Source organism: Pseudomonas sp. KH_050 (genome assembly GCF_057838875.1).
The window spans coordinates 3,423,954-3,447,847 of sequence record NZ_CM174478.1; the positions used below are offsets into that span (position 1 = coordinate 3,423,954).

Sequence of the window (23,894 nt, forward strand, 5' to 3'; positions counted from 1 at the left end):
CACGTGCAGCCCTCCCCTCAAGGTGCAGGACGATGACGAATTCCAGGCTTGAACAGTTTAAAGAACAGCAAAGGATGTTCTTTGAGCAACAACGCGTCCAACACGCCACGCTCAACGAGCCACTGAAGTACCCCTACGGGCCTTGGCGCGAGGTGTTTTTTTACCCTGTCGGATTGGCCATCGTCCTGGTATGCATCGGCGCAGTGCGCGGTTATGGATTTGCCAAATTTGTTTTGATCTGAAATTTCATCTTCAACCAGCCTGGTTACATCCATTGGTGTTCATCGCCATAGGCAGCTATGAAGGAGTTGCTACCCTTCGTGACAGTTCATTGACGACCAAAAGCGGATGGCTAACCTGAGAAAGGAATAGAAAATGCTTTATTTTCAGGAGATGCTAGGCATTGCGGTGTTTTCAATAACCGGTGTGTTGGCTATCCAAAAAGCCGATGTCGATTTATTCGGCGCTGTGGTGCTAGGCATCATCACCGCTATTGGTGGTGGCACGATAAGGGATCTGCTGCTGGATCTTCCGATCTTCTGGATTGCAGACTTCAATTACATTTGGGCCGCCTTGATTGCTGCACTGCTGGCGTTTTTTCTGACTAAAAAATTACAACGTCGTTATCGCCTGCTGCTCTATCTCGATGGTTTGGCGGCTGCACTGTTCGGATTGGCGGCTACGGAGAAAGTGCTGGCATTGCACCTTGCCGCGCCTTTGGCAGTGATGATGGGCGTGCTGACCAGCATTGGAGGCGGTATAGCACGCGATGTCCTGGCCGGAAGAGTCTCACTGTTGATGTCACGTGAGATATACGCCACGCCAATCTTGTTGGGGTGCACCCTGTATGTTGTGTTGCGCAACATATTTCCGTCGGTCTGGATTGCCGGTTGGATTGCTTTGATTTTCACCTTCGGCCTGAGGTTTTTGGCCATTTACAGGCATCTTCAAATGCCAGCGATTTTCTCTACCAAGCAGGGTTAATTCGTCGTGGATCACCGTACATCTCAAGAACAGAGGCGCGACAAACCAACAACTCGCGCACGCTTTTTCAGCCCCCGCAACGCGAGATCTAATAGCCTTTCGACCGATCAACCACATTCAACAGCGGCGTCCCCTCACCTTCTCTTCGAAGATTCTCGACTATCACCGCTACACCACCCTCAACCTGCACATCGCTAGCGATATGAGGGGTCAAGAGCACGCGGGGATGATTCCAAAAGGGGCTATCTTCAATGGGCGGCTCCTGGACCAGGACATCCAATACAGCACCACCCACACGGCCATCATCCAACGCAGAAAGCAGATCCTGCTCTACAACGTGTGCGCCACGCCCTACGTTAATTAGTCCAGCACCATGAGGCAGACAATCAAGTCTCGCCGCATTGAATATCCCGTCTGTTTCTGGAGTCAGCGGCAGCATGTTTACAAGGATGTCGCACTGCCCCAAAAACTCCTCTAATTCGTCTGGGCCGACGTAACAGTGTCCACCCGGAACCTCCTTCAAAGAACGATTCCAGCCACTGAGCTGAAAACCCAATGGTTGAAGACGATCAAGCGCGGCGCGTCCGAGGTTGCCAACCCCCATGACACCGACACGTCGCTGTGACGCCGGCACTAAAGGCAGTGGTTGCCATCGACCAGCGCGCTGATCCTCCCGGTAGACGAGGATGTCTCGATGCAAGGCTAGAACAGCAAACAGCACGTACTCGGCCATGATGTCAGCCATCGACCTATCAACCAGCCGAACGAGCGACACCTGACCAGGTAGCTGGGCCAAATCGAACTGATCGACACCGGCTCCTGCAGAGTAAAGGATTCGCAGGTTACAAAACTGCTCGGCGAGATTGCCTGGAGGCTCCCATGCCAAGAGGTATTGCACCTCTGCCGGGTTACCTACATCAGGCCACTCACGAAACTCTAGCGTAGGAGCGAGCCTTGACAGGCGATCCCGCCACTCATCCGCGCTGGACGAGTCCGCCATGTATAGGATGCACATTGAAAGCTCCTTGATCAGAAAGGGCTCTATCAGTGATATGCCACTCGCACTGCAGCTTCGCTCTTTAACGCTTCATTTAAAAAAGCTTGCGGATCGCTCCGCAAGCAAACTGCCGAACACGCAACGGTGGGTGACCAAACCGCAAGAAAACGACTGCTGTTTTTCAGCGTGAATTTTGCTTGCGTGTTCAAGCAGAGATAAATCTCGGAGACCAACACAAACACTCATCCCGACCTCCTCAATGGAAAATCGAGATGAATGCGTACACGTGTTTCTGCTGCAGGGACTTCCTACTCAGATACGTCAATCCAGATCGTCTTGATCTCGGTGTACTGATCGTGTGCCCAGATAGACTTGTCGCGCCCGCCAAAACCAGACTCTTTGTATCCGCCAAACGGTGTCGAGGCGTCGCCCTCACCGAAGCAATTGACCGTCACGATACCAGCGCGTATTTCACGCGAAAGCTTGATAGCGTTGCGCAAATTGTCGGTGTAGACCGATGCCGCCAAGCCATACACCGAGTCATTGGCCAGGGCGATGGCTTCGTCGATGGTGGTGAACGTCGTCACGGCGAGCACCGGGCCGAAGATCTCCTCCTGGAACAGCTTGCTATCAGCACCCACACCATCTACGACGGTAGGCTCAACAAAAATATCGCTCTCGGTGTTGCCGCCAAAGACAACCCGCAGCTTCTCGATGCCAGCCTGCTCAAGGTAGGAGCGGACTTTCTCGAAATGCGATTTGCTGACCATGGAACCGATACGGTTTTCCGGATCCAGTGGACTGCCCATTTTCCATTCCCGCATCTGGACGCCGATACGTTTCACAAGCTCGTCCTTAACATCGGCATGGACGATCAAGCGCGAGGAAGCCGAGCAGTTTTCACCCATGTTCCAGAATGCGCCATTGACCACATGGCTTGCGACCGAATCCAGATCTTCTACATCATTCATCACAACAGCCGGGTTCTTGCCGCCACACTCAAGCACAACGCGTTTGAGGTTCGAATCTGCCGCATAGTTAAGGAAGCGGCGACCGGTTGCTGTCGAACCGGTGAAGCTGACCATGGACACATCCATGTGCCGGCCAAGCGGCTCACCTACTTCACTGCCACCGCCCGACAGCACGTTGAAGACGCCAGCCGGTACACCGGCTTCATACGCAAGTTCGGCGACACGCAAGGCAGTCAGCGTGGTTTCCTTGGCTGGTTTGACGATGATCGAGCAGCCTGCTGCCAGCGAAGGGCCGATTTTCCAGGCCAACATCAGCAGCGGAAAATTCCACGGCAGAACCAGACCCACAACACCGATGGCTTCACGCACAACCAGCGTCAATGCGCCGGAACCGACCGGTGCAGTGTTGTCGTAGATCTTGTCGATCAGTTCCGCATGCCAACGTAGGGTGTGAATGGTTTCGGGAATATCCGTGAGTTGGCACTCACGAACGGGCTTGCCGCTATCCAGACTTTCCATGACAGAAAGCTCGTGGGAGTTCTGCTCCAGGAGGTCGGCAAAGCGCAACAACACCCTCTTGCGCTCGCCGGGGCTCAGCTTATGCCAGCGACCATCTTCGAAGGCCTCTTTGGCTTTCGCTACGGCGAAGTCAACGTCATTTGCGTCGCAAGCCGTGATCTCGGCCAGCACTTCATCGGTCGCCGGATTCGTTGTTGTAAACGTTTTGCCCGAACCGGACGTGTAGGACTCGCCGTTAACGAAGGACTGCGTTGGGAACTTCAGTTTTTTGGCAATGGCGGCATATTCTGCCGCGCTAAGAAGGCCAGTCATTTTGAACTCCCGGTCACCTGAGCGACGTCATGTTTCAGGGTGGTAATGATTTCCTGCAGGGCCTGTTTTTCATGGTCATACAGAGGTTGAAGCGGCGAACGAACACTGCCGGTACGAAGGCCATTCAATTCGCAACCAACCTTGATGGACTGGACAAACTTACCGCTTTCCAGGAAATCCATCAGAGGCATGAATGCACTCATGATCTTGCGACCTTTATCGAAGTCCTTTTCGACCACGCAAGCTTCATACAACGCAACGTGTTCGCGCGGGATGAAGTTCGATCCGGCACACACCCAGCTGCGGGCGCCCCAGGCGAAGAACTCAAGAGCCTGATCGTCCCAGCCGCAGGACAGGGCGATGTTTGGGTAGTTGCGAGCCAGGTTATGCACCTGCGCCATGTCACCGGAGCTTTCCTTGATGGCGACGATGTTTTTCGATTCGCAAACCGCCTCAAAAAACTCTTCACCCATGCTGACACCCATGCGCGCCGGGTAGTTGTAGAGCATGATCGGCAGGTCGGCGGCACGGTCGACAGTCAACGCGTGGATGGCGTTTTCTTTCTGAGTCGGCAGCGCATAGGGTGGCGACCCAACCAGGATGGCATCTGCCTTGATGGCGCGGGCTGCCTTGGCATACTCGACGGAATCTTCAGTGCGAATAGCACCGGTGCCGATGACCAGCGGCAGTCGTCCGCCAATGACATCCTTGGCCTGAGTCGCGAGATCGATGCGTTCTTGAGAGGTATGAGCGTAATACTCGCCGGTCGAACCACCGATGATGATGCCGTGCACCTTCGACTCGATCAGGTATTCGAGCACCTCAGCGAATGCAGGCTTGTCGATTGCCCCAGTTGGAGTCAGGGGAGTAATTGCCGGGGTATAAATGCCTTCGAACTTCATGATTGCCTCTCCATCAGTAAGGGATGTTTTTCAACTCAGCTGCTCAATGCCGCCGCATCGCGCAAGTTCAGCGAACGTGTTTCAGGTGCCATAGCCCATGCCGCCATCAGCCCGATAAAGGTGACGACCGCAGCCACGTACATGGTGTTGCCGATACCCAGTGTCTGCAGCGAAACAGGCACCAGGTAAGTGCCAACTGCCGCCCCTACACGGGACAGCGAGGTGCCGATGCCGACGGCAAAGGCGCGGATTTCTGTGGGGAAAAGTTCGTTCGGATAGACCAGTTGCAGAACCTGCGCCCCACCGATAAACACGGCATAGGCTCCGAAAAGAAAAAGAACAAGAATTTCATTACTGTTTGAGAAAATCGCCAGACCCAACAGCGCCAAACCAGACCATAGAAAACTGTGAATCAGCATGCAGCGACGGCCAATGGTGTTAATCAGTCTCGTCGCTAGAACACAACCCACGACAAACAGTAGCGTGATGGCCATAGAGCCGTATGAGGCCCACTCCCCTTTTAGATTCAGTGCCAGAAGAACTTTGGGGGCAAAGGCATACACAGCAAATACTGGAATAATCGAGCAAGACCAAAAGACCGAGACAAAGAACAAGCGCTTGCCGTAGCCGGAATGCAGCAAATCACGGAATGACATTTTCTGTGCGTCTGGTTCTTCAGGTAAGTCTCGTAGCGAATAGTGCTGGCCATACACTCGCTTGATTACAAAATCGGCTTCGTCATCACGTCCTTTGCTCAAAAGCCAACGAGCGGATTCCGGTGTACCAATGCGCAGCAAGAACAACACTAGCCCGATGACGGAGGCGCTTGCTAACGCATAGCGCCAGGCGTCGTCACCACCCGTATTCAGAATTGCGTTACCAACGACATAAGCGAATGCTGCGCCGGCAAACCACAGGATCGTCAGTGCTGCGAGTCTTGGGCCGCGTTGTTTCTTCGGCAAGAACTCTACCAACAGCGACGTAGCCACCGGGTACTCAATGCCCACTGCCAAACCGATAATGAACCTGAAGAGAAACAATGCCGCTGCCGATTCAACCCAGAACTGCGCCAGAGAACAGATGATAAACAGGGATGGCCCGATAAAATAAACGGTCTTGCGGCCTAATTTGTCAGTCAGCCAACCACCGATAAACCCGCCAAAAAAAACCCCCATCAATGCCGATGCCGCGATCATTCCCTGCCAGAACTCCGAGAGACTCAGAGCAGAGGTAATTTGCATCATCGCAATACCGATAATGCTTAACACATAACCGTCCACAAATGACCCGCCCCCAGAACGGGCGGTCAACAAGCGGTGAAAGTTATTGAGCGGAACATCCTCGATGGATGCGTTAGGACTTGTCATTATTGTCTCCTATTTCGCCTCGGTCATTTGAAAGGCTTAAGCGCAAAACCAAAACTCGGGTGAGCGAAAACCGTCTCGATCAGAAACAGTCAGCCTCCATGGGCGAGCCAATAGAACCAAAAACTTCCAATCAATCGTTTAAACGTTTAAATTCGTTGTTATCAGTAAATTGTTACTTGATCAGCTTTCCTTTCCTGCCCGGCACTGGCCCCATAGCAAGTTCATATTAACTCCCGCTGAAAGTATCGGCTCAGGTGGGTTCCTGTTTGGCCCTGGGGAGGACAGAAGAAAGTCAGTAAGATGGCTTTTCTTGCCCGCTAACCAATCGGCTAGCAATGATCCCGTAACCGTTCCTCGCGTAACACCTAGTCCATTGCAACACAGAGCACCATAGACGTTATTTGATAGCTGTCCGAAATGAGCCATGTGGTTTCTGGACAACGCTAACGAACCGCCCCAGGTGTACTCGAAATTGACCTCAGGAAGCATGGGGAAACGACGCTCAAATGAATCTTTATGCCGTTGGACAAACCGCTGAAGGTACTTAGGATGGCTGCGTCCATCGGCATTGAAGCTGAAGCTGTTTCGCACCAACAGACGATTGTCAGTTGTACGGCGCAAGGTAGTACCAAAAGGATCGGCGGGAATCACGCCCCAATAAGGCAGGCCACCCAGTCGTACCTGCTCTTCCTCCGTCAGCTGCCGGGTCAGGCTCGCATAAGTGAAAATCGGCAGCATGCGCCCTTTCAAAAAGCCGAAGCTCATGGCGAACGCGTTGTTGGTCAGGAGTAGCTTGTCCGCAACAATACGACCATTCTTGTGAGTTAGAACGGTTTTATCGCCGTACTCGACGCCAGTAATCGGCGTATTTTCGTAAAGCGTTACGTTCGCGGGCAGGCTATCGGCCAGGCCTTTGACCAGTGCCGCTGGTTGAATCAGGGCTGTGCCAGGTGTAAAAAGAGCCTTGCGATAGAAGTGCGTGCCAATGTGATTCGGCAAGTCTTGCTCTTCGATCATCTGGTAATCCTGGCCAAGCTTATCCAGGCCACGACGGTAGGCATCCAGAACCGCTATGCCTCTATTTTCTATGGCGGCTTGATACTTTCCGCACAGACGAAATTGGCAGTCGATCCGGTGTTTTTCGACCAGATCCTTCAGCATGGATTGACCGGCCAGGTTCAGTTCCATGCTGATTTTGGCAGTCTTGATATCACCGATATAGTCATCAGCACCGATATCGTGTGGCAGGTCAATGGCGAAGCCGGCGTTTCTTCCGGATGCGCCATAACCAACTTCCTGGGCCTCGATCAGAACAATCTCGTCATCAGGAAAATTCAGCGCCAGTTGACGCGCTGCTGCAAGCCCCGTGAAACCGGCACCCACCACAACCCAGCGGGCCGAGCGGATGCCAGAGTGGGATGGACGAGCCACTCTAGGCTGGCTAAGGTGAAACCAGCCGCAAGTAGAATCGTCTGCCGGTGTGTATCTGATCTTTGCCATTTTCGCGACCTGGGTTATTTATAGTTATAAGTTCTATAAGCTTCCCGTCTGCATCGACCTAATCACATTATGTGTAGTGCTTATGCAAGTAAAACCGGCTGCTTATTAATAATTAATTGCTACTTCCAACCCTTCTGGCGCTGCGTATTCGGACATTCTGCGGCGCGACAGTTCAAGGTGCGCGCGCACGATATCTCCCGCTAAAGCCGGGTCATGGTTTTCAATAGCACTGATCATTTCGTCATGCTGCTGGGTCGCCAACTTCAGGTCTGCCTGCATATCAACTGTCGTTGGGTGGCGATAAAAGATCTTCCCTAGACGCGCATGGTCGATCAGCAAACGCTGCAAGCTCGGCAACAAATAGGCGTTATGCGCCATCTTGCCGATCTGCAAATGGAATTCATCGTTATAAAGCACGCGTTTCTCGACATCTTTTTCCTCGATTGCCTCTCGGAAAAATTCTTGTATGCGCTTTAGCTCGGCAATCTCGGAGGGCGTCGCGTGCGTGGCGGCCAGTTGGGTTGTCGCGATGTATATCAATGGTGCAGCCAGAAAAAAGCTTCGCAGCGATTGATAGTTCATCGACGACACGCGGGCAGCCCGATTCGCCTCAAGGTCGATATAGCCTTCAGCAGCCATCTGCCGCATGAGCTCACGCACAGGTGGACGAGAAAGACCGAATTCGTCACACAAGGCCAGCTCATCAACGACGGCACCGGGAGCAAGCTCCATGCTCAGGATGCGGCGCCGTAGCGTCTCCCCCAGCACGGTTTTACGGTCAACAGGCAGCTCAGAGGAAGCCTGCGGTTCGAGTTCTTTCGTTGCCATTATGGAAACCTTCATACGGGTAAGTGAGCATGGTCTACTACCTGTATTATCACTATAAAACAACATTATTCTTTGTGTCTACAATTAATATACCCGATCCGTGAAGCATCGAATACCTGAATGACGGACGGCTGCCTGGGTGAGATTTTTCAATTCGGGTTGAAGGCAAAGAAAGCCATCAAGCCTGGAATGGGCGTTGGCGAAGAAACCTCCCGCGCACGCTATTTCACCAGCCTGACTTCCTTGGATGGCCGATATCCAAAATAGGAGCTGTAACACTTGCTGAAGTGACTGGGCGAAACAAAACCACAGGCAACCAGCACATCGACCTGAGACAACTCCGTGTGCTGGAGCAGCCGGCGCGCTTCGGTAATGCGCAATTCCATGTAATAACGCTGTGGCGTTGTGCCTAATTGCTCCCTGAAAAGGCGTTCGAGTTGTCGACGAGAACGACCTGCGTAAACCGCCAGTTGCTCCAGCTCCAGAGGCTCTTCGAGATTGGCGTCCATCAGCTTCACCACCTCACGCAATGGGGCACTCACACAAATATTTTCAGCGGGCTTTATGCGCCTGTACCGAGACTCCTCAAAAGCGAGGATGTCCTCAATCGCCTCGACCAGAGCTTTGTCATGCAAGCCTTTGATCCAGTCCAGCGCCATGTGGAAGGCCCCCGACGGGCTGGACGCCGTGAGCCGGTCTCGGTCAATCACGTAAGGCTCACTGCTGACCTGTGTTGCTTTACAGAACTCCGCAAGCGCTGGGCGATGTTCGGGGTGAACAGCGCAGCGATAACCCTCAAGCAATCCCGCGCGCCCTAAGAACCAAGCGCCATTCCACAACCCAGCCAGACTGACACACAAGTCGGAGGCTGCTCTAAGCAAGCCAATCAACTCATCCGTCGCCTTCAGTTCTGTCCGGTAGCCACCGCAAATAACCAGCAGATCCAGGTCTTTGATCGATGAACAATCGATACGGCCATCTGGCCGAATGACCAGGCCCAGATCACTGACAACCTCACCGTCGCTCATGCCGAGGGTTCGGGAGGAGAACAGCTTGGGTCGTAGAAGATTCGCAGTGACAATCGTATCCAGGACTTGAGTGAATGCGGGGAGCGAAAAGTGCTCAAGCAGCAGAAATCCTGCTCTAACCGTTTGAGCTGCTCCGTCGGGGTTGTCATTTAAATAGCGAAGATTTTTCCCCTTCATGCCTCCGCTAAACTGGCGTCGTTCGATCACTGGTCGATCTACTCTTTTACGTACGAGAACACGTCGGTTGGTGCGTGAATACATCGCATCGCCAAGCGCAAGAAATCATTTTTTCCTGACGCCATGCGGGACCCATCAAGCAAGCTGAAAGCCGTGGCGAAGTGGGTCTCTATCATCCACAAAAATGGTGTTGTGTCCGGTGATCTGCGCCCAGCCACCGATGCTTGGCCGGATGCCATCGAACGTTCCGACTTTGACCGACGCTTCGACTTTCCCTTCGAAGATCGTCCCTATCAAGCTTTCATTGCGGTACGTATCCCCTACGTTTAAACGGCCCTTGCCAAACAGTTGAGCCATTCGTGCAGAAGTACCCGTGCCACCGGGAGACCGATCAATGGCCTTGTCCCCGTAGAACACTGCGCCGCGTCCATCGGCTGCCGTTGTGTGTCCGTCGTCGCACCATATGACATGGTGAACGCCGCTGATTCTGCTGTTCTCGGGATGGACAGGGTCACTTGCTTCAGCCAGGGCCGTGCGCAGCTTCTGGCTCAGGCTAACGATGTCTGCGGTGGTCAAGCCTTCCAATCCGGCCCAGTTTTCCTGCGGCTCGACTACCGCATAGAAATTGCCGCCGTAAGCGATGTCCACGACGAGCTCACCTACACCGGGCACATCTACCACCACATCGGCACTGTGTAGATAACTGGCCACGTTGAACAGGCGAATCGAGTCAACATATTCGCCGTTCATGGTGTAGTCGACATCGACTCGCCCAGCAGGCGTTTCGATGGCCAGCGTGCCAGGCTCGCGAGGTGTGACCAGGCCTTCCTCAATCACGACAGTAGACATTCCGATAGTGCCGGCCCCACACATCGGCAGACACCCACTGACTTCAATAAACAATGCGCCGAAGTCACAGTCATCACGCGTGGATGGGTAGATGATCGCCCCAGACATAACGTCATGTCCTCTGGGCTCGAACATCAACGCGGTTCGAATCCAGTCATGATCACGAACGAAGAGTTCGCGTCGTTCAGCCATCGAAACGGAGGGCAACAGAGGCCCACCGCCGGTCACTACCCGAACCGGATTCCCGCACGCATGTGAGTCAACACAAAAAAAGCTACGTCTCATTCTGAAGATCTCTCAAATCAGTTTGCGTGGGGAGTGACGCTGCAACGCGCCGCGTGACAGTCGATCCAGAAGCAGTGCCACAGCGACAATCGCCAGGCCTGCACGAAGACCTAATCCCATCTCCATCCTTGTGAGGCCACGGGTCACTTCAGCGCCAAGTCCGCCAGCACCCACCAGACCTGCCAGAACCACCATCGCCAAAGAAAGAAGAATGCATTGATTGAGTCCGACCAGCAGCGTCGGTGCGGCAGTCGGCAATTCGATCTTGAAGAGAATCGACCTCGGCGAAGCACCGATAGCCTGCCCAAGTTCAAGGAACTCCTTGGGCAGCTGCTTGAAGGCCAGGGTCGTCAGCCTGAGCATCGGAGGGATACCGTAGACGATGGTCGCGATGATTGCCGGTACGCGACCAAGGCTGAACAGCATGACGGCGGGAATCAGATAAACCCAAGGCGGAACGGTCTGCATGATGTTGAGGATCGGCAAAAATGCGTCATCAACCTTCTTTACGCGCGCGGCGAGAACACCGAGCGGAAAAGCGATTGCAACGGAGATCAGCACTGCCACAGACACCAGCGCGATGGTTTGCATCGACGCAACCCAAAGCCCGGAGAACAAGCAAAATGACAACATCAACGCGGCAAACACCGCCACTTTCTTATTGGCAAAAAAGAAAGCCAGCAACGCCACACCGCCGATCATGGCGTAAGGATGCGGCGCAAGCAGCGCACCTTCAACTCCGCCAAGTACGGCTTCGATTACCTGGCTGATCACCTTGAACAACCCATGCAAATTAGCGTTTAGCCAATCGACTGCGGGCGCCAGGAACTCACCTGGAGAAAAATGGATGTCTGAAGTCATTGGGTTTCTCCCATCCGGGAACGCGCAGCGCTCTGCGCCAATCGATCCAGAATCATGGTCAAAATCACGATGGCAATTGCCGCGTTGATCGATTTGGCGATATCCAGTGTGCGAACGGCGCCGTAGATCGATTCACCAAGGCCACCGGAACCAACGATGCCAGCGATCACCACCATGCCAAAGGCCATCATCAGGCTTTGATTCACCCCTGCCATGATGCTTGGCATGGCGAACGGTAAGCGGATCTTGAAGAACATCTGCCACCCGGTGACGCCGCTGGCCTCCCCTAGCTCGATAAACTCTTTGGGAGTCATTCGAATCCCTAGAGAGGTCAGGCGCATGGCGGGTGGCACAGCAACGATAAAGGTCGCCAAAAGTGCCGTGGCCGTGCCATACCCAAGCAGCGCAATGGCGGGAAGCAGGTAGATGTAGGGAGGCATGGTTTGAACCAGATCCAGGCAGGGATCCACGACTCGATCAAATGACGGAGCGAGGCCGGCCAGCACACCCAGTGGTATTGCTACCACCAACGCGAGCACGGTGGCGGTCAGCACCAACGCGAGGGTACTGACCGTCTCTGGCCATAAGCCAATGACGTCACAGAACAACAACGCCAGACCTGTAAGAATCGCGAAGCGAACACCAACCGCCCGCCAGCCAATCAGGGCCATGACAATCGCGATGACGTAATACGGGGGATAGGCGATACACCATTGCACGCCTTCAAAAATCCCCTTCAACACCCTATTAGCCGTGTCGAACACAAACTCGCCGTTATCCATGAGCCATTCCAGGCTCGAGTCGATGACTGCGTCGAATTGATTGGAAAAGTCAGGAATGCTCATGTCGACGCCTCCAGAAGTGTACCGGCAGGTGAAGCCGCGAATTCGTTTGGAATGCCTTGAACGCCACGAAGCAGGTCACGGGGTGTAATGATCCCTACTACCGTACCGTTATCCAATACGGCGAGTGCATCGCGCTCAGACTTCATCGTCAATCCGATGAGCTCATTGATATCGGCGTCGAGCGTGGTTTTGGGAAGGCGAGAGATGTCACAGCTTGGGTTTGCCGCCTTGAATGGCTCGACAGGTGTCATGACTGAATGAGCCCTGACCAAATGCAACCTGGAAATGCCTGCCACAAACTCCGCGACGTAGTCATCGGCTGGATTGAGAACGATCTCCTCAGCCGTACCCACCTGAATGATCGCGCCGTCTTTCATGATCGCGATACGATCTCCGATACGAATCGCTTCGTCCAGGTCGTGGGTGATAAATACAGCCGACTTACCAAGCTCCTTCGTCAGCTGCCGGAATTCATCCTGCAACTGTCTACGAATCAATGGGTCAAGCGCACTGAACGGCTCATCCATCAAGATCACTTCAGGATCCGCAGTGATCGCCCGAGCAAGGCCTACCCGTTGTTGCATGCCACCAGAAAGCTCGCTCGGGTAACGCGATATCCAATCGCTCAAGCCAACCTTGGCCAAGGCCTGCTCGGCCACCTTGTAACGCTCGGCTTTGCCCACGCCTTGCACTTCCAAGCCAAACGCCGTGTTCTCCAAAACCGTTCGGTTAGGCAGCAGCGCGACGCTTTGGAAGACCATGCCGATATGGCGCGCTCTCACCTCTCGCAGCTGTGCTGCATTCAAGGACGAGAGGTCTTTGCCTTTGACGACGATCTTGCCAGCGCTAGGTGCGATGAGCTTGTTCAAAAGCCTTATCAGGGTAGATTTGCCACTGCCGGACAAACCCATGATGCAAAAGATCTCTCCTCGGCGAACCTGGAGACTGACGTCGGAGACTCCGACCACGCAGCCGTAGTTTTGCAGAATCTGAGTCTTGGTTAGCCCCTGCTGAACGACAGCATTCATTGCTGCAGGTGCGGCTTTACCGAAGATTTTCCAGACTGACTGGCAATCTATCAGCACTTCGTTGGTGTCAATTTTGGCCGTTGTCATTTTCGTAACCCGTGAACCAGTTTTCTGGTTTCTCTATTGAATCAAAGGGCGGCAGTGGCGAAGAAAGAGACGCTCGTTATTTCTTTATGTTTTCCCAACGCTTTAACAGCTCGGTATTTTTAGCTGTCCAGCCTTGAATGGCCTGCTCCATGGTCTTGCCGTCCTTTACCTCGCCGTTAATAGCGGTGATGTCGGCCAGGGGCACGAATACGCTGGCGATGACTTCACGCGCATGCGGATATTCCGCGGCGAAGCCTTTATGGCCAATCCAGTAGTAAGCCTGGGGTGGAGGGAAAATACCTTTTGGATCTTTCAGGAACTTCATGTCGAACTTTTGAACCATCCACGACGGTTCCCAAATCGTTACAACCACCGGTTCTTTACGATCTACAGCCGATTTCAATGCGGCGGTCATGGCAGCGGTACTGCCTTCCAGCAGCTTGAGCTTCAGGCCGTAGCCGCTGACGGCGTTGGTCGCGTCGCTCATCAAGCCAGAGCCTGGCTCAATGCCGATGATTTTGCCGCCCAGCTTGTCCGCGTTGTCATTCAGTTGGTCGACCGAGTCGATATCAACATACTTGGGAACGGCAAAACCCTGGTAAAGCCCGAAAGACACAGGGGACAGCTTTTCCAGACGGTTTTTGTTCTTGTTCCAGTAGTCGTGCGACGCATAGTCAGTTTGGGAGGCGATTATCTGAATGTCGCCTTTGCTCAGTGCAGCGTAAGCAATACCCCACTCGGAAAACTCAATGACTTTCACCGTGTAACCAGAGTCTTCAAGCACCTTTTTTGTGATACCCGTAATAGGCGTCAAGTCTTCCCACGACAATGTGCCCATCGTGATGGTTTTTTCTTCTGCGTGAACAGGCAGCATTACCATGCCCATCAATGCAATTGCGCAGACTGCCTTCCAAATCTTCTTCATGGCCTTCCTCATTCTCAGTTTGTACTTATTATAGAACTTCCAGAAACAGAAGCCCGTGATGCAACAGTAAGCTCACCCTCTAACTCAGGTAAATTCGTGCCCATCCATGACGGGTTGAAACTCATCGCCTTCAGAATTTCCGGCATCATATTTATTGACCCTCAGCGTGAGTAAGCCAAGATCAATATTATTAAAGACTGGATCGGCAGATCTGCCCTCGCTGCAAGAGGAGCAAACTTTTCCATGGTTTGGCGAGAACACTCCGAACATTTGAAAACCAGCTCGACTACCGCACACTTATCACGACGCTCAATGGCGGCAATAAAAGAATCGTGCTGATCAGCTGAACGCTGAAAATACCGTTCCGCATCCTGATCAAGAGGTCGAAAAAGGGAGTGTCCGATACGAGCAAGATCAATAAGCAACCTTTTCAAGCTGAGCTCCAGGTATTGGTTACCTGCCCTCTCACCCATCACTGCGTGGAATCGGTTTTTTTGTTCGACCATCACCCGAGCATCACGCGATTGAGTAGCGAGGATCTGACGCTTCAGGTCGTTGTAAAGAGTACTCTTGCTGTTCTTCACTACGTTCTCCTAAGGTCGCCTTTACAGCGCCTCCGGCTTGGTGTGGAGTCCAGACTCGCATGCGGTGATGGCATCGTCAACGCTTAGTATTCTCTATGTATACAGAGAGAATACTGTAAAAATTCACATAGAATTATCAACTATTCCTTGAAAAACAATAGGTTAGCTTTTCACTGTCAATTCTTATGGTCGCTAATAGGAATGTTTGTTGTCGCAAATTGAACGCTTTTGTCGTCTCGAATCCAGGCAGTCGCTTGATTAGGCAGTCTGAGGGCGCCACTCTGACGACCGTCTGCGACATGCCGCTCCCAAGCTGAAACGCCTGTGAAGGTGCGATCACCTAAAGCCCCCTTCCCTTTTCGTTCATAGCCACCGCGTTCAGGGTCGACTCCAAAGGCTCCGTAGTGACAACCTGATGCCCGTCACGCGGGCGAAGTCGAAACACGGCATACCTCATAGCGATGACTTTCATGCCTAAATACGACTAGAGAACGTTTTTAAGCCGTGGTCTAACCCTTTGAAACTTATAGAATATTTTATCAAAAGCTTCGTTTTTTCTGTGTATTCACACAGTATACAGTCTGAATACTCATTGTTGACCCGTCGTTTTTGCCGTGCGAATCTGAGCTCATCCACTTACCGTCAATCGTGTTGGCACTACTTTGGAGGGTCGCTATGAGCAACGGCAAAAGTGCACTCTACGAAGACCTGAAGCGCCAAATTTCGACCATGGAACTTGACCCTGGCGAAGTCCTGGACGAAGTGATTCTTTGCGAGCGCTACGGGCTTTCTCGCACTCCTGTTCGCGAAATCGGAAACCAATATCTTCAACCCAAGCCTGGAAAGACTATTGATTGATCATGCCCGCATTGGCGTCTACCGACCTCACAATGAGGAGATGGAAAAGCATCTCCAATTGTCTGTGGATCAGCATGACTTATTCATAGAAGCCATTGAACTGCGCGATGAAGAAGCAGTAGCAACTCTGGTTTATGCGCACTGGGAACCCTCCAGAGAAAAAATGGGAATGTTGGCGGGCGGAATCAGCCAGGAGCAAATTGAAGGCGATTTGTTCGACCTCTGTCAAAACAGTTCGTTTTCAAGGTCTGCCGAAGAAATCACTGTGTACAAAAACGCAGTCAGCCCGAAAATGACCCCGGTAGGCCGAGTAGAGTCACCGCTATTTTGAGCGAGAGGGATAATGCAAATTAGAGGCGACAGGGCCGCCACGGCGTGTGGATTAGTGGCGATTATTTTGTGGAGCACCGCCGCCGGACTTATCAGAAGCATCAGCGAAATCTTCGGCCCATTGGGAGGCGCGGCAATGATCTATTCATTGGGCGCGATCATGCTTGCAGGCCTCCTGGGACGTCCGCGCCTTCGTTCTACGTCAAAGCTCTATTTGGTACTGGGAAGCGCCCTTTTCGTAGCTTACGAGGTGTGCCTATCGCTGGCGTTGGGTTTTGCCAGTAGCCGCACCCAAGCAATTGAGCTGGGTGTCGTGAACTATCTGTGGCCCTGTCTTACTGTCGTGCTCGCTATCATCATGAATGGCCAACGGACACGCTGGTTTATTGTTCCAGGCACGGCGCTCGCTCTCTTTGGCATTTTGTGGGTCGTCAGTGGTGACGGGTTGTCATTACCAGGCATCGTCGCCAATGTGCAATCCAATCCTCTCAGCTACAGTCTCGCACTAGCCTGTGCGATCACTTTCGCTTTGTATTGCAATGTCACTCGCCTGTATGCGGGTGGGCAAAATCTTGTGGTTCTGTTCTTTGTCCTGACGTCAGGCGTACTTTGGTTGAAGTACGCCTTCAGCACTGAGGTGATTTCCTCATTTACCTTGAGTAGCAGCCTGGAGCTGCTTGCCGCAGGTACCGCAATGGCCGCAGGTTACGCTCTCTGGAACATTGGCATCTTGCGTGGAAATCTCACTTTGTTGGCTACCGCTTCATACTCCGCACCCGTGCTATCGTCGGCATTTGCTGCAGTATGGCTGGGTGCTGACTTGAATGCGCAGTTTTGGCAGGGGGCAGTGCTGGTTACTGCGGGATCGCTAGTCTGCTGGCATGCTACTCGACAGCGTACTGATTCAGTCTGACTTGTGTGGGAATCCCATACCGTTCGCGGGGGCAGACACACGCCCTAACCCCGCGTCTGAGGGAGGGGGTGCTGATGACATCGATTGATGGCACTCATCGAATCGCCCTATGTTGCAAGCTGTTGCGACGCCCGTTCTTCTTTCAGGATCAACCATGATGGGTAGCGAAGAAACCAGCAAAAAGATTAAGGGATATCGCCGACTGATCCCTTCCATGACGGCAATGATGGAGTTCGAGGCAGTAGCGCGGCTGAGCAGTTTCACACTGGCGGCTCAGGAACTGGGAGTGAGTCAGGCCGCAGTCAGCAAACAGGTCAAATACCTGGAAGAAACCCTGGGTACCCGGTTATTCCACCGCCTGCACCGCGCCATAAAATTAACCAGCGACGGGTACCTGCTGTATTCGGTGGTCGCCGAATCCATGCAGCGCATGGCAAGCGTCTTCGACAAGATTTCCGAGGGCATTCCCGAACAGGAGCTGGTGCTCGCCTGTACGGCGGCGTTTTCACAATTACGCATATTGCCCAGGTTGGCAGCATTGCGCCTGTTACAGCCCACCCTTCATCTGCGCTTGATTACTCACCTACTCAATCCTGAGGTGAGCCGACAGGATGTCGATATCGCCATTCGATTCGGCAATGGAAAATGGGACGACGGCACGGCAATTTTCCTGTTTGACGAAGAAGTTTTTCCCGTGTGTTCGCCATCCTGGTTGGGCACTCACGCCGTCCCCATGTGTGTCGACGACTTCCTGCATATTGATCTCATCGATTCGGACACCACACTCGAAGGCTGGATGACCTGGAACAGCTGGTTCAAGGAACTGGGAGAGAGTCGTCCCAAGATGAGTTACAGCCTGCGCTGCAGCAGCTACAACGACACGGTGCAGGCCGCGCTAAAGGGATATGGCATTGCCCTGGGCTGGAACAGGTTACTCGGCCCGCTGCTGCTCAGTGGAGAACTGGTTCGAATTACCTCCTTTGCGGTCAAACCCAAGGATGCTTATTACCTGATTGTCCCGAATGGTCGGGAAATAACGCCGTTAGTTCAAAGCCTGGTTGAGTGGTTACGAGAAGAATCCGTATTAGCGCACTGAATAAGTTGATCAAAACCGTGGTTTTAACATCGCATAACTTTTAGATATACCAAGGTGAAAATAAAGCGCATTGACGCAAATCCTGACCATTTCAATACTGGCCCTCACCGTCACTCGCTGATGATTCAGATCGACCCCGTGAGGCCACAATGACAACAACCCTCGTTAAATCCCAACAAGAATTAGTCACCGCACGCACACCGGGCCACGGCATGCCGGGTGCGTTATTTGGTCGCCAGGATGTTTTCGAAACCGACGTCGATATCTTTTTCACCAGACACTGGATACTGGTTGGCGTCACCTGTGACGTCCCCGAGCCTGGGGATGTTTCGACCATCGACATCGGGAAATCCTCGATCATCCTGGTACGAGACGACGACGAGCAGGTGCAAGCATTTCGCAACGTATGCCGTCATCGCGGAGCGCGTCTGAAGCAGGCCGGCAAGTCAACTGTTGGCATGCTGGTCTGCCCTTACCATCAGTGGACTTATGATCTTGATGGCAGCCTGAAACACACCGCTCACATGGGCAAGGATTTCGATCCAACGTGTAAAAGCCTGATACCTGTTCATACCAAGGTTGTTGGCACGCATGTGTTTGTTTGCCTTGGAGGTCAGCCTCCCGAAGATATCGCCTACCTGCAGGAAACAATGGCTCCTCGGCTGGCTCCCTACAACATTGCCTATTCGAAGATTGCCCATGAGGCGGAAATCATTGAAGACGGTAACTGGAAGTTAGTCATCGAAAACAATCGCGAGTGCTATCACTGTTCAGCAACGCATCCCGAGTTGACGGCCTCTTTCCTCCCGGAAGATTTCGGTTTCTGCGCTGATGGTCTTAGCGAAGAATCGCTTCAGACGCTGGATGAATATGAAGAACGCAATGCGACTGCAAAACAGAGCTGGGAAAACGAGGGGTTTATCTGCGACGCCGTAGAGCACCTGGAAGTTGATGCAGTCACCCAGTTTCGCACGCAGCGACTGGTCATCGCCGGCAATGGTGAGTCCCAAACGCTCGACACACGGGTTGCTTGTACGCGACTGTTCGGTGATCTCACCCGACGCGATCTTGGCGACGTCCACCTGTGGACTCACAACTCCTGGACGCACGTGATGAGCGATCATGCAGTCATTTCGTACATCATCCCTCTCGCACCTGACAAAACCTTGGTGCGCACCAAATGGCTCGTGAATGCAGAAGCCATTGAGGGCGTGGATTACGACATCGACAAGCTGACCGAAGTGTGGAAAGCGACCAATCAGCAGGACGCAAACCTTGTCGCAATTACCCACAGTGGTACGCAGGATCCCGGCTACTCGCCCGGGCCATTCTCGGCGTTTACTGAATCCTACGTCGATCAATTCTCTCGCTGGTACGCCGCGCGGCTTGCCGCACATGGTGTGTGAGGAATGACTATGACAACCTTTGAACAGCCGCCCGTTACCGCAAGCGCCGACTCCGCGCAGATAGCATTCGCACATCCCGACACCTGGAGCAGCTACGGCGCGCAGTGGAACAGCGGTGAACAGAAAGCACTGCAATGCTGTGGTGTGCGCGACGAAACCCACGACGTAAAGACCTTCATTTTTCGTAGTGCGGATTTCAGCGCAATCAGTTTTGAGCCAGGGCAGTTCATTACTGTGTCGCCGATCATTTCGGGGCAAAGCGTGTCGCGCTGCTATACGGTGTCCTCATCCCCCACTCGCCCCTTCGCGCTGTCGATTACTGTCAAACGCGTTCCAGGCGGGACAGTGTCGAATTGGCTGCACGATAATTTGCGTGAAGGCGATAAGCTTCTCGCTTCCGGCCCCGCAGGCAGCTTCACGCCGGTAGGTCGTCCAGCTACCAGGCTGCTTTATCTGTCGGCAGGCTCCGGAGTGACACCTCTGATGTCCATGACTCGGGCGGGGTTCGACATGTCGGCCAGTTTGGATATCGTCTTCGTGCACAGTGCGCGAGCGCCAATCGACATTATTTTCCATGACGAACTGACTCGGATGCAGGCCTGCATGCCTGGGCTGCGTGTCGTGAATATCTGCGAAGGACGCGGTGCTGACACGGTGTGGGCCGGGCCGATTGGCCGTCTGAATTTGGCCATGCTCAGCGAGCTGGTGCCGGATTTCAAGGATCGCGAAGTCTTCACCTGTGGGCCGCCAGGCTACATGGACGCGGTCAAGTCGCTACTCAAGCAGGGAGGCTTTGATTTTCAGCACTATCACCAAGAAAGCTTCGATATTGCGGTGATGGACGACGAACCTCTCCTCGAGCAGGCGTTTGTGCTCAATCAACAACAGGGCTTTTTTACGGTCACGCTGTCTCGCTCAGGCAAAACCTTCAGCATGCCAGGCAACCAGACGATTCTGTCAGCGGCAAAAAAGGCCGGCGCTATCGTGCCCTCCTCTTGCAGCCAAGGGGTCTGCGGTACATGTAAAACAGCCTTGCTACAAGGTACAGTGGAGATGAACCACAACGGCGGCATCCGTCAACGTGAAATCGACAAGGGGCTGCGTTTACTCTGCTGCAGTAAACCTACGTCAGACCTAGTAATCGATTTGTAAGCCCATCTCTTTTTCCAACAATGCCCCCAAACAAGCTATTCATCTATCCGATAAAAAAGGGCCTCATGGCCAATGCCGGTCAGTTAAGCGTAGATACGCCGAACATAAAACCCTGTGGCGATGTTCATCTCAAACTCCTTAACTGACTGGCATGGGCCTCATGGCCCTTTTTTTGTACTCAAACCAAACTCACTTGCTCAGCCACGACTCTCAGGAACAGCTGGGTGCGTCATTCTAGGGCAATCTCAAAAAATGCGAAGTCATGGAAATCCCTGCTTTTTGTTTGGTATCAAATAGTAGGCCGCCCGGGCGCCGCTGGCGTTGAGCCGGGCGCGGCTTTCATCTCCCAGGCGTTGGAGGCGGTGGTTGAACAAGCGGCACGCATCGGCGTACAGCAATCATCGCCCTACCAAAGCGCAATATCGTAGGTAACGTAGATGCGGTTACTATCCCGCCCTCGGGCATAATCCGAACGATATACGTAGTTGCGTAGCTTCACGCCTAATCCCTTGAACGTGCCGCTTTGCAGTACATAAGCCAATTCTGCGTCCCGCTCCCACTCGTGCAACCGCGCGGAACCAGACTTACCGTTGTCTGCGCTCAGATAGCGGGTTGAAAACGTCAGGCCCGGTACACCGACCCTCGCAAAGTCATAGCCGTAGCTAAGCATCCAGGTCTTTTCGTCCTCCTCAATAAACTTGCCGATCCCGACATTGCTGAACGAATAGACCGTCGCACCGCTGATGTACGGCAACCCGGCGTCACCACTCAGCACTTGATAACCACCGCCAAAACTGTGCCCTGCTAGCGAGTAGATCAACTGACCACTGAGCATATCGTTATCGATTTCGCCGGCCCGCCCCGTCCCGGCATCAACACTGTGGAAATAGCGCAGGTCGCTGGTTAGCACTCCGGCACCCAGTGAAAGGTCGTGCTGTATCGACGCGAACTGCTGGCGGTAAAATTCCTCCAGTTCTGCGTAGAAATAGCTAAGCCGAATATTCTTACCCAGCCTGTAATCGCCACCTACGTATGAGAAATCTGACCCCCTGCCGGTGAAGCCATCGGGAACGATCGAACGACTGTCCGAAGAATCCCTTAACTTGAATTGATCCAGATGACCGCCGGTGAGTGTCAAGTTATCGATGTCGGTACTGGTGAACTGTGTGCCCTGATAGGTCTGGGGTAACAGGCGCGCATCGTTGTAGATCAACACCGGCGTCCTGGGCAATAAAGAGCCGAGCTTCACGGTGGTTTTCGCCAGGCGGACTTTGCCCGCTACCCCAAGGCTGGCGAATTCATCGGCGGCGCGTCCGTCATCGTGCACCGCAAGCAGACCTGTACCACTACGACCCTTTCCGGAGTCCAGTTTGACGCCAACGAGACCCAGCGCATCCACACCAAAGCCCAACGTCCCTTGGGTAAACCCGGACTGGTAATCCAGCAGAAATCCCTGCGCCCACTCGGTGCGCTCGCTCTTGGCAGTCTGCGCCGCACGGGCACTCAATCCGTTTTCATCACGGAAATTTTCGTTGAAGTACACGTTGCGCAGTTGAAGCTTCAACTTGCTGTCTTCGATAAATCCCGCCGCGCTGGTACTGGCCAACGGTAGAACGCTCAACAAAGAAAGAACGGCCCCGCGCGTTAAAAACATGCTCATGCTCAATACTCATTGTTGTTATTGGAGATGCACTGATCCGCGCGCCCTTCTCGGGGCACGTGAGTAGTCTTGGTACGGAATTAAGCGATCAGACGAAAAGCGTCAGGGCACCTGTCAACAGGGCCAGAGCGGTCACCACAAGAGAAGTCAGTACCGCCCACTTAAAGGCCGCTTTCTGGAAGTCACCGATGTCGCGGTCGATCATGCCCATTAGCAGCAGAGTAGAGGCTACTAGAGGACTCATCAGATGCACTGGCTGGCCCAGAATCGAAGCCCGTGCAATTTCCAGGGGACTGATACCGTAAGCAGCTGCGGCATTGGCAAGGATGGGGACAACGCCAAAGTAATAGGCGTCGTTCGACAACACAAAGGTCAATGGCATGCTGGTGATGGCCACGACCAGTGGAAACAGATGTCCCCACGCCGGCGGAATCCATTCCACTAGCGTTTGCGCCAAGGCATCAACCATCTTGGTACCGGAGAAGATTCCGGCAAAAATCCCGGCAGCAAACACCAGCAGCACCACGGTCATGGCGTTGCCAGAATGGGCGAGGATCCGTTCTTTCTGAATATCAAGTTGCGGGTAATTGATCATCAGCGCGAGCACAAACCCGATCAGAAACAGGATCGCCGAGTGCATCAGGCCCATCACCAACGCGACCATCACCGCGATCACCAGCAGCAAGTTGACATATGCCAGCTTTGGGCGTTTGTGCGGAGTATCGCTAAGGATCGCCTCGATGTAGCAATTGCCCCCACCGCTTTGCAGTAAGACATTGCCAATGCGCTTGCGCTCGGCGCGGCCCAGCATAAATGCGGTGAAAACCACCCAGGCCGCACCACCAATCATGGTGGGCAGTAACGGAATAAAGTATTCCCCCGCATCCAGTCCTAGCGCGGCAATGGCTCGTGTGGCCGGGCCGCCCCAAGGGCTCATACCGCTCATGATGCTCAGCGACAGCATCGCCACAATGCCGAGGATCATCGGGTTCATGCCGATACGTTTGTACAGCGGCAACATCGCCGCGCAGGTGATCATGTAAGTGGTGGTGCCGTCACCATCCAGAGCAACGGTCAATGACAGCAGCGCCGTGCCAACGGCGATCTTCATCGGGTCGCCATTGACCCGCTTTAGAATTTTGCGGATCAGCGGATCGAACAGTCCGGAGTCGATCATCAGGCCGAAAAACAGAATCGCGAACAACAATAACGCGGCAGAGGGCGCGACCATCTTCAGGCCGTCGAGCATCATTTTGCCTGTTGTCCCGCCGAAACCGCCGATCACCGCAAAGACGATTGGAACAACAGTCAACGCAACGATCGGTGAAAGACGTTTGGTCATGATCAGGACAGTGAACACAACCACCATGGCCAGGCCGAGTAAGGCGAGCATAGGGCAATTCTCTTGTTGTTATATATGAAGAGGCCGA

The 23,894-nt window shown here is 53.5% G+C and carries 21 protein-coding genes and 1 pseudogene; 7 read left to right on the plus strand and 15 right to left on the minus strand.

The features are described from left to right. The first annotated feature begins 32 nt into the window (after positions 1 to 32). A complete protein-coding gene (locus AC3IUA_RS15685) occupies positions 33 to 242 on the plus strand; it encodes a hypothetical protein (protein ID WP_489355143.1) in 210 nt (69 codons plus the stop codon). Positions 243 to 375: 133 nt separating this feature from the next. After that, positions 376 to 984, plus strand: a complete 609-nt coding sequence (locus AC3IUA_RS15690) for a trimeric intracellular cation channel family protein (RefSeq protein ID WP_489355145.1) — start codon at positions 376 to 378, stop codon at positions 982 to 984. A gap of 88 nt (positions 985 to 1,072) precedes the next feature. Here AC3IUA_RS15690 and AC3IUA_RS15695 read toward each other — a convergent pair whose 3' ends face one another. From AC3IUA_RS15695 to AC3IUA_RS15755, 13 genes are all read right to left on the minus strand, one after another. Then, complete coding sequence (locus AC3IUA_RS15695; RefSeq protein ID WP_489355146.1) at positions 1,073 to 1,999, minus strand: 2-hydroxyacid dehydrogenase; 927 nt, start codon at positions 1,997 to 1,999, stop codon at positions 1,073 to 1,075. A gap of 290 nt (positions 2,000 to 2,289) precedes the next feature. Continuing rightward, the gene (locus AC3IUA_RS15700; RefSeq protein WP_489355148.1) at positions 2,290 to 3,783 is read right to left on the minus strand and encodes an aldehyde dehydrogenase; all 1,494 of its coding nucleotides are present in this window, start codon (positions 3,781 to 3,783) and stop codon (positions 2,290 to 2,292) included. Further along, positions 3,780 to 4,685, minus strand: coding sequence for a dihydrodipicolinate synthase family protein (locus AC3IUA_RS15705; protein ID WP_489355150.1), 906 nt, complete (start codon positions 4,683 to 4,685; stop codon positions 3,780 to 3,782). Before AC3IUA_RS15705 ends, AC3IUA_RS15700 begins: the two co-directional genes overlap by 4 nt. A gap of 35 nt (positions 4,686 to 4,720) precedes the next feature. Continuing rightward, on the minus strand, positions 4,721 to 6,052 hold the full coding sequence (locus AC3IUA_RS15710; RefSeq protein ID WP_489355152.1) for an MFS transporter: 1,332 nt from the start codon (positions 6,050 to 6,052) through the stop codon (positions 4,721 to 4,723). Positions 6,053 to 6,232: 180 nt separating this feature from the next. Then, positions 6,233 to 7,552, minus strand: a complete 1,320-nt coding sequence (locus AC3IUA_RS15715; RefSeq protein WP_489355154.1) for an NAD(P)/FAD-dependent oxidoreductase — start codon at positions 7,550 to 7,552, stop codon at positions 6,233 to 6,235. A 105-nt stretch (positions 7,553 to 7,657) separates the two neighbouring features. Beyond that, on the minus strand, positions 7,658 to 8,380 hold the full coding sequence (locus tag AC3IUA_RS15720) for a GntR family transcriptional regulator (protein ID WP_489355156.1): 723 nt from the start codon (positions 8,378 to 8,380) through the stop codon (positions 7,658 to 7,660). A gap of 221 nt (positions 8,381 to 8,601) precedes the next feature. Further along, entirely contained in the window at positions 8,602 to 9,585 is a 984-nt protein-coding gene (locus AC3IUA_RS15725) for a GlxA family transcriptional regulator (RefSeq protein ID WP_489362368.1), read from the minus strand. A 135-nt stretch (positions 9,586 to 9,720) separates the two neighbouring features. Next, entirely contained in the window at positions 9,721 to 10,719 is a 999-nt protein-coding gene (locus AC3IUA_RS15730; protein ID WP_489355158.1) for a 4-hydroxyproline epimerase, read from the minus strand. A 12-nt stretch (positions 10,720 to 10,731) separates the two neighbouring features. Then, positions 10,732 to 11,580, minus strand: coding sequence for an ABC transporter permease (locus AC3IUA_RS15735; protein ID WP_489355159.1), 849 nt, complete (start codon positions 11,578 to 11,580; stop codon positions 10,732 to 10,734). After that, entirely contained in the window at positions 11,577 to 12,425 is an 849-nt protein-coding gene (locus tag AC3IUA_RS15740) for an ABC transporter permease (RefSeq protein ID WP_489355161.1), read from the minus strand. The genes AC3IUA_RS15735 and AC3IUA_RS15740 overlap by 4 nt, the downstream gene beginning before the upstream one ends. Then, positions 12,422 to 13,540, minus strand: a complete 1,119-nt coding sequence (locus AC3IUA_RS15745) for a quaternary amine ABC transporter ATP-binding protein (RefSeq protein WP_489355163.1) — start codon at positions 13,538 to 13,540, stop codon at positions 12,422 to 12,424. Before AC3IUA_RS15745 ends, AC3IUA_RS15740 begins: the two co-directional genes overlap by 4 nt. Before the next feature lie 76 nt (positions 13,541 to 13,616). Further along, entirely contained in the window at positions 13,617 to 14,465 is an 849-nt protein-coding gene (locus AC3IUA_RS15750) for a glycine betaine ABC transporter substrate-binding protein (protein ID WP_489355165.1), read from the minus strand. 161 nt (positions 14,466 to 14,626) lie between these two features. Beyond that, on the minus strand, positions 14,627 to 15,049 hold the full coding sequence (locus tag AC3IUA_RS15755; protein ID WP_489355166.1) for an FCD domain-containing protein: 423 nt from the start codon (positions 15,047 to 15,049) through the stop codon (positions 14,627 to 14,629). A gap of 675 nt (positions 15,050 to 15,724) precedes the next feature. Between AC3IUA_RS15755 and AC3IUA_RS15760 the strand changes: the two are divergent. The 5 genes and pseudogenes from AC3IUA_RS15760 to AC3IUA_RS15780 all read left to right on the plus strand — a co-directional run. Continuing rightward, positions 15,725 to 16,079: pseudogene (locus tag AC3IUA_RS15760) on the plus strand (GntR family transcriptional regulator); the annotation flags it as partial. Positions 16,080 to 16,250: 171 nt separating this feature from the next. After that, positions 16,251 to 17,150: an aromatic amino acid DMT transporter YddG gene (yddG, locus tag AC3IUA_RS15765; protein WP_489355168.1), complete on the plus strand. Its 900-nt coding sequence runs from the start codon at positions 16,251 to 16,253 to the stop codon at positions 17,148 to 17,150. Positions 17,151 to 17,307: 157 nt separating this feature from the next. Beyond that, entirely contained in the window at positions 17,308 to 18,246 is a 939-nt protein-coding gene (locus tag AC3IUA_RS15770) for a LysR substrate-binding domain-containing protein (RefSeq protein WP_489362370.1), read from the plus strand. A 149-nt stretch (positions 18,247 to 18,395) separates the two neighbouring features. Beyond that, entirely contained in the window at positions 18,396 to 19,652 is a 1,257-nt protein-coding gene (locus tag AC3IUA_RS15775; protein ID WP_489355170.1) for an aromatic ring-hydroxylating oxygenase subunit alpha, read from the plus strand. Between the two features lie 9 nt (positions 19,653 to 19,661). Beyond that, a complete protein-coding gene (locus tag AC3IUA_RS15780) occupies positions 19,662 to 20,804 on the plus strand; it encodes an FAD-binding oxidoreductase (RefSeq protein ID WP_489355171.1) in 1,143 nt (380 codons plus the stop codon). Positions 20,805 to 21,210: 406 nt separating this feature from the next. Here AC3IUA_RS15780 and AC3IUA_RS15785 read toward each other — a convergent pair whose 3' ends face one another. Both AC3IUA_RS15785 and AC3IUA_RS15790 read right to left on the minus strand, forming a co-directional pair. Continuing rightward, a complete protein-coding gene (locus AC3IUA_RS15785) occupies positions 21,211 to 22,464 on the minus strand; it encodes an OprD family porin (protein WP_489355173.1) in 1,254 nt (417 codons plus the stop codon). An 88-nt stretch (positions 22,465 to 22,552) separates the two neighbouring features. Beyond that, complete coding sequence (locus tag AC3IUA_RS15790; protein ID WP_489355174.1) at positions 22,553 to 23,857, minus strand: CitMHS family transporter; 1,305 nt, start codon at positions 23,855 to 23,857, stop codon at positions 22,553 to 22,555. Between the last annotated feature and the right edge of the window lie 37 nt (positions 23,858 to 23,894).

Bases quoted from the DNA above. Each gene is read 5' to 3' on its own strand.
- AC3IUA_RS15710 (WP_489355152.1), bottom strand. From the start codon at position 6,052: ATGACAAGTCCTAACGCATCCATCGAGGATGTTCCGCTCAATAACTTT.
- AC3IUA_RS15775 (WP_489355170.1), top strand. From the start codon at position 18,396: ATGACAACAACCCTCGTTAAATCCCAACAAGAATTAGTCACCGCACGC.
- AC3IUA_RS15735 (WP_489355159.1), bottom strand. From the start codon at position 11,580: ATGACTTCAGACATCCATTTTTCTCCAGGTGAGTTCCTGGCGCCCGCA.
- AC3IUA_RS15700 (WP_489355148.1), bottom strand. From the start codon at position 3,783: ATGACTGGCCTTCTTAGCGCGGCAGAATATGCCGCCATTGCCAAAAAA.
- AC3IUA_RS15780 (WP_489355171.1), top strand. From the start codon at position 19,662: ATGACAACCTTTGAACAGCCGCCCGTTACCGCAAGCGCCGACTCCGCG.
- AC3IUA_RS15745 (WP_489355163.1), bottom strand. From the start codon at position 13,540: ATGACAACGGCCAAAATTGACACCAACGAAGTGCTGATAGATTGCCAG.
- AC3IUA_RS15705 (WP_489355150.1), bottom strand. From the start codon at position 4,685: ATGAAGTTCGAAGGCATTTATACCCCGGCAATTACTCCCCTGACTCCA.
- AC3IUA_RS15740 (WP_489355161.1), bottom strand. From the start codon at position 12,425: ATGAGCATTCCTGACTTTTCCAATCAATTCGACGCAGTCATCGACTCG.
- AC3IUA_RS15750 (WP_489355165.1), bottom strand. From the start codon at position 14,465: ATGAAGAAGATTTGGAAGGCAGTCTGCGCAATTGCATTGATGGGCATG.
- AC3IUA_RS15715 (WP_489355154.1), bottom strand. From the start codon at position 7,552: ATGGCAAAGATCAGATACACACCGGCAGACGATTCTACTTGCGGCTGG.
- AC3IUA_RS15690 (WP_489355145.1), top strand. From the start codon at position 376: ATGCTTTATTTTCAGGAGATGCTAGGCATTGCGGTGTTTTCAATAACC.
- AC3IUA_RS15770 (WP_489362370.1), top strand. From the start codon at position 17,308: ATGGGTAGCGAAGAAACCAGCAAAAAGATTAAGGGATATCGCCGACTG.
- AC3IUA_RS15725 (WP_489362368.1), bottom strand. From the start codon at position 9,585: ATGAAGGGGAAAAATCTTCGCTATTTAAATGACAACCCCGACGGAGCA.
- AC3IUA_RS15785 (WP_489355173.1), bottom strand. From the start codon at position 22,464: ATGAGCATGTTTTTAACGCGCGGGGCCGTTCTTTCTTTGTTGAGCGTT.
- yddG (WP_489355168.1), top strand. From the start codon at position 16,251: ATGCAAATTAGAGGCGACAGGGCCGCCACGGCGTGTGGATTAGTGGCG.
- AC3IUA_RS15790 (WP_489355174.1), bottom strand. From the start codon at position 23,857: ATGCTCGCCTTACTCGGCCTGGCCATGGTGGTTGTGTTCACTGTCCTG.
- AC3IUA_RS15685 (WP_489355143.1), top strand. From the start codon at position 33: ATGACGAATTCCAGGCTTGAACAGTTTAAAGAACAGCAAAGGATGTTC.
- AC3IUA_RS15730 (WP_489355158.1), bottom strand. From the start codon at position 10,719: ATGAGACGTAGCTTTTTTTGTGTTGACTCACATGCGTGCGGGAATCCG.
- AC3IUA_RS15720 (WP_489355156.1), bottom strand. From the start codon at position 8,380: ATGGCAACGAAAGAACTCGAACCGCAGGCTTCCTCTGAGCTGCCTGTT.
- AC3IUA_RS15695 (WP_489355146.1), bottom strand. From the start codon at position 1,999: ATGTGCATCCTATACATGGCGGACTCGTCCAGCGCGGATGAGTGGCGG.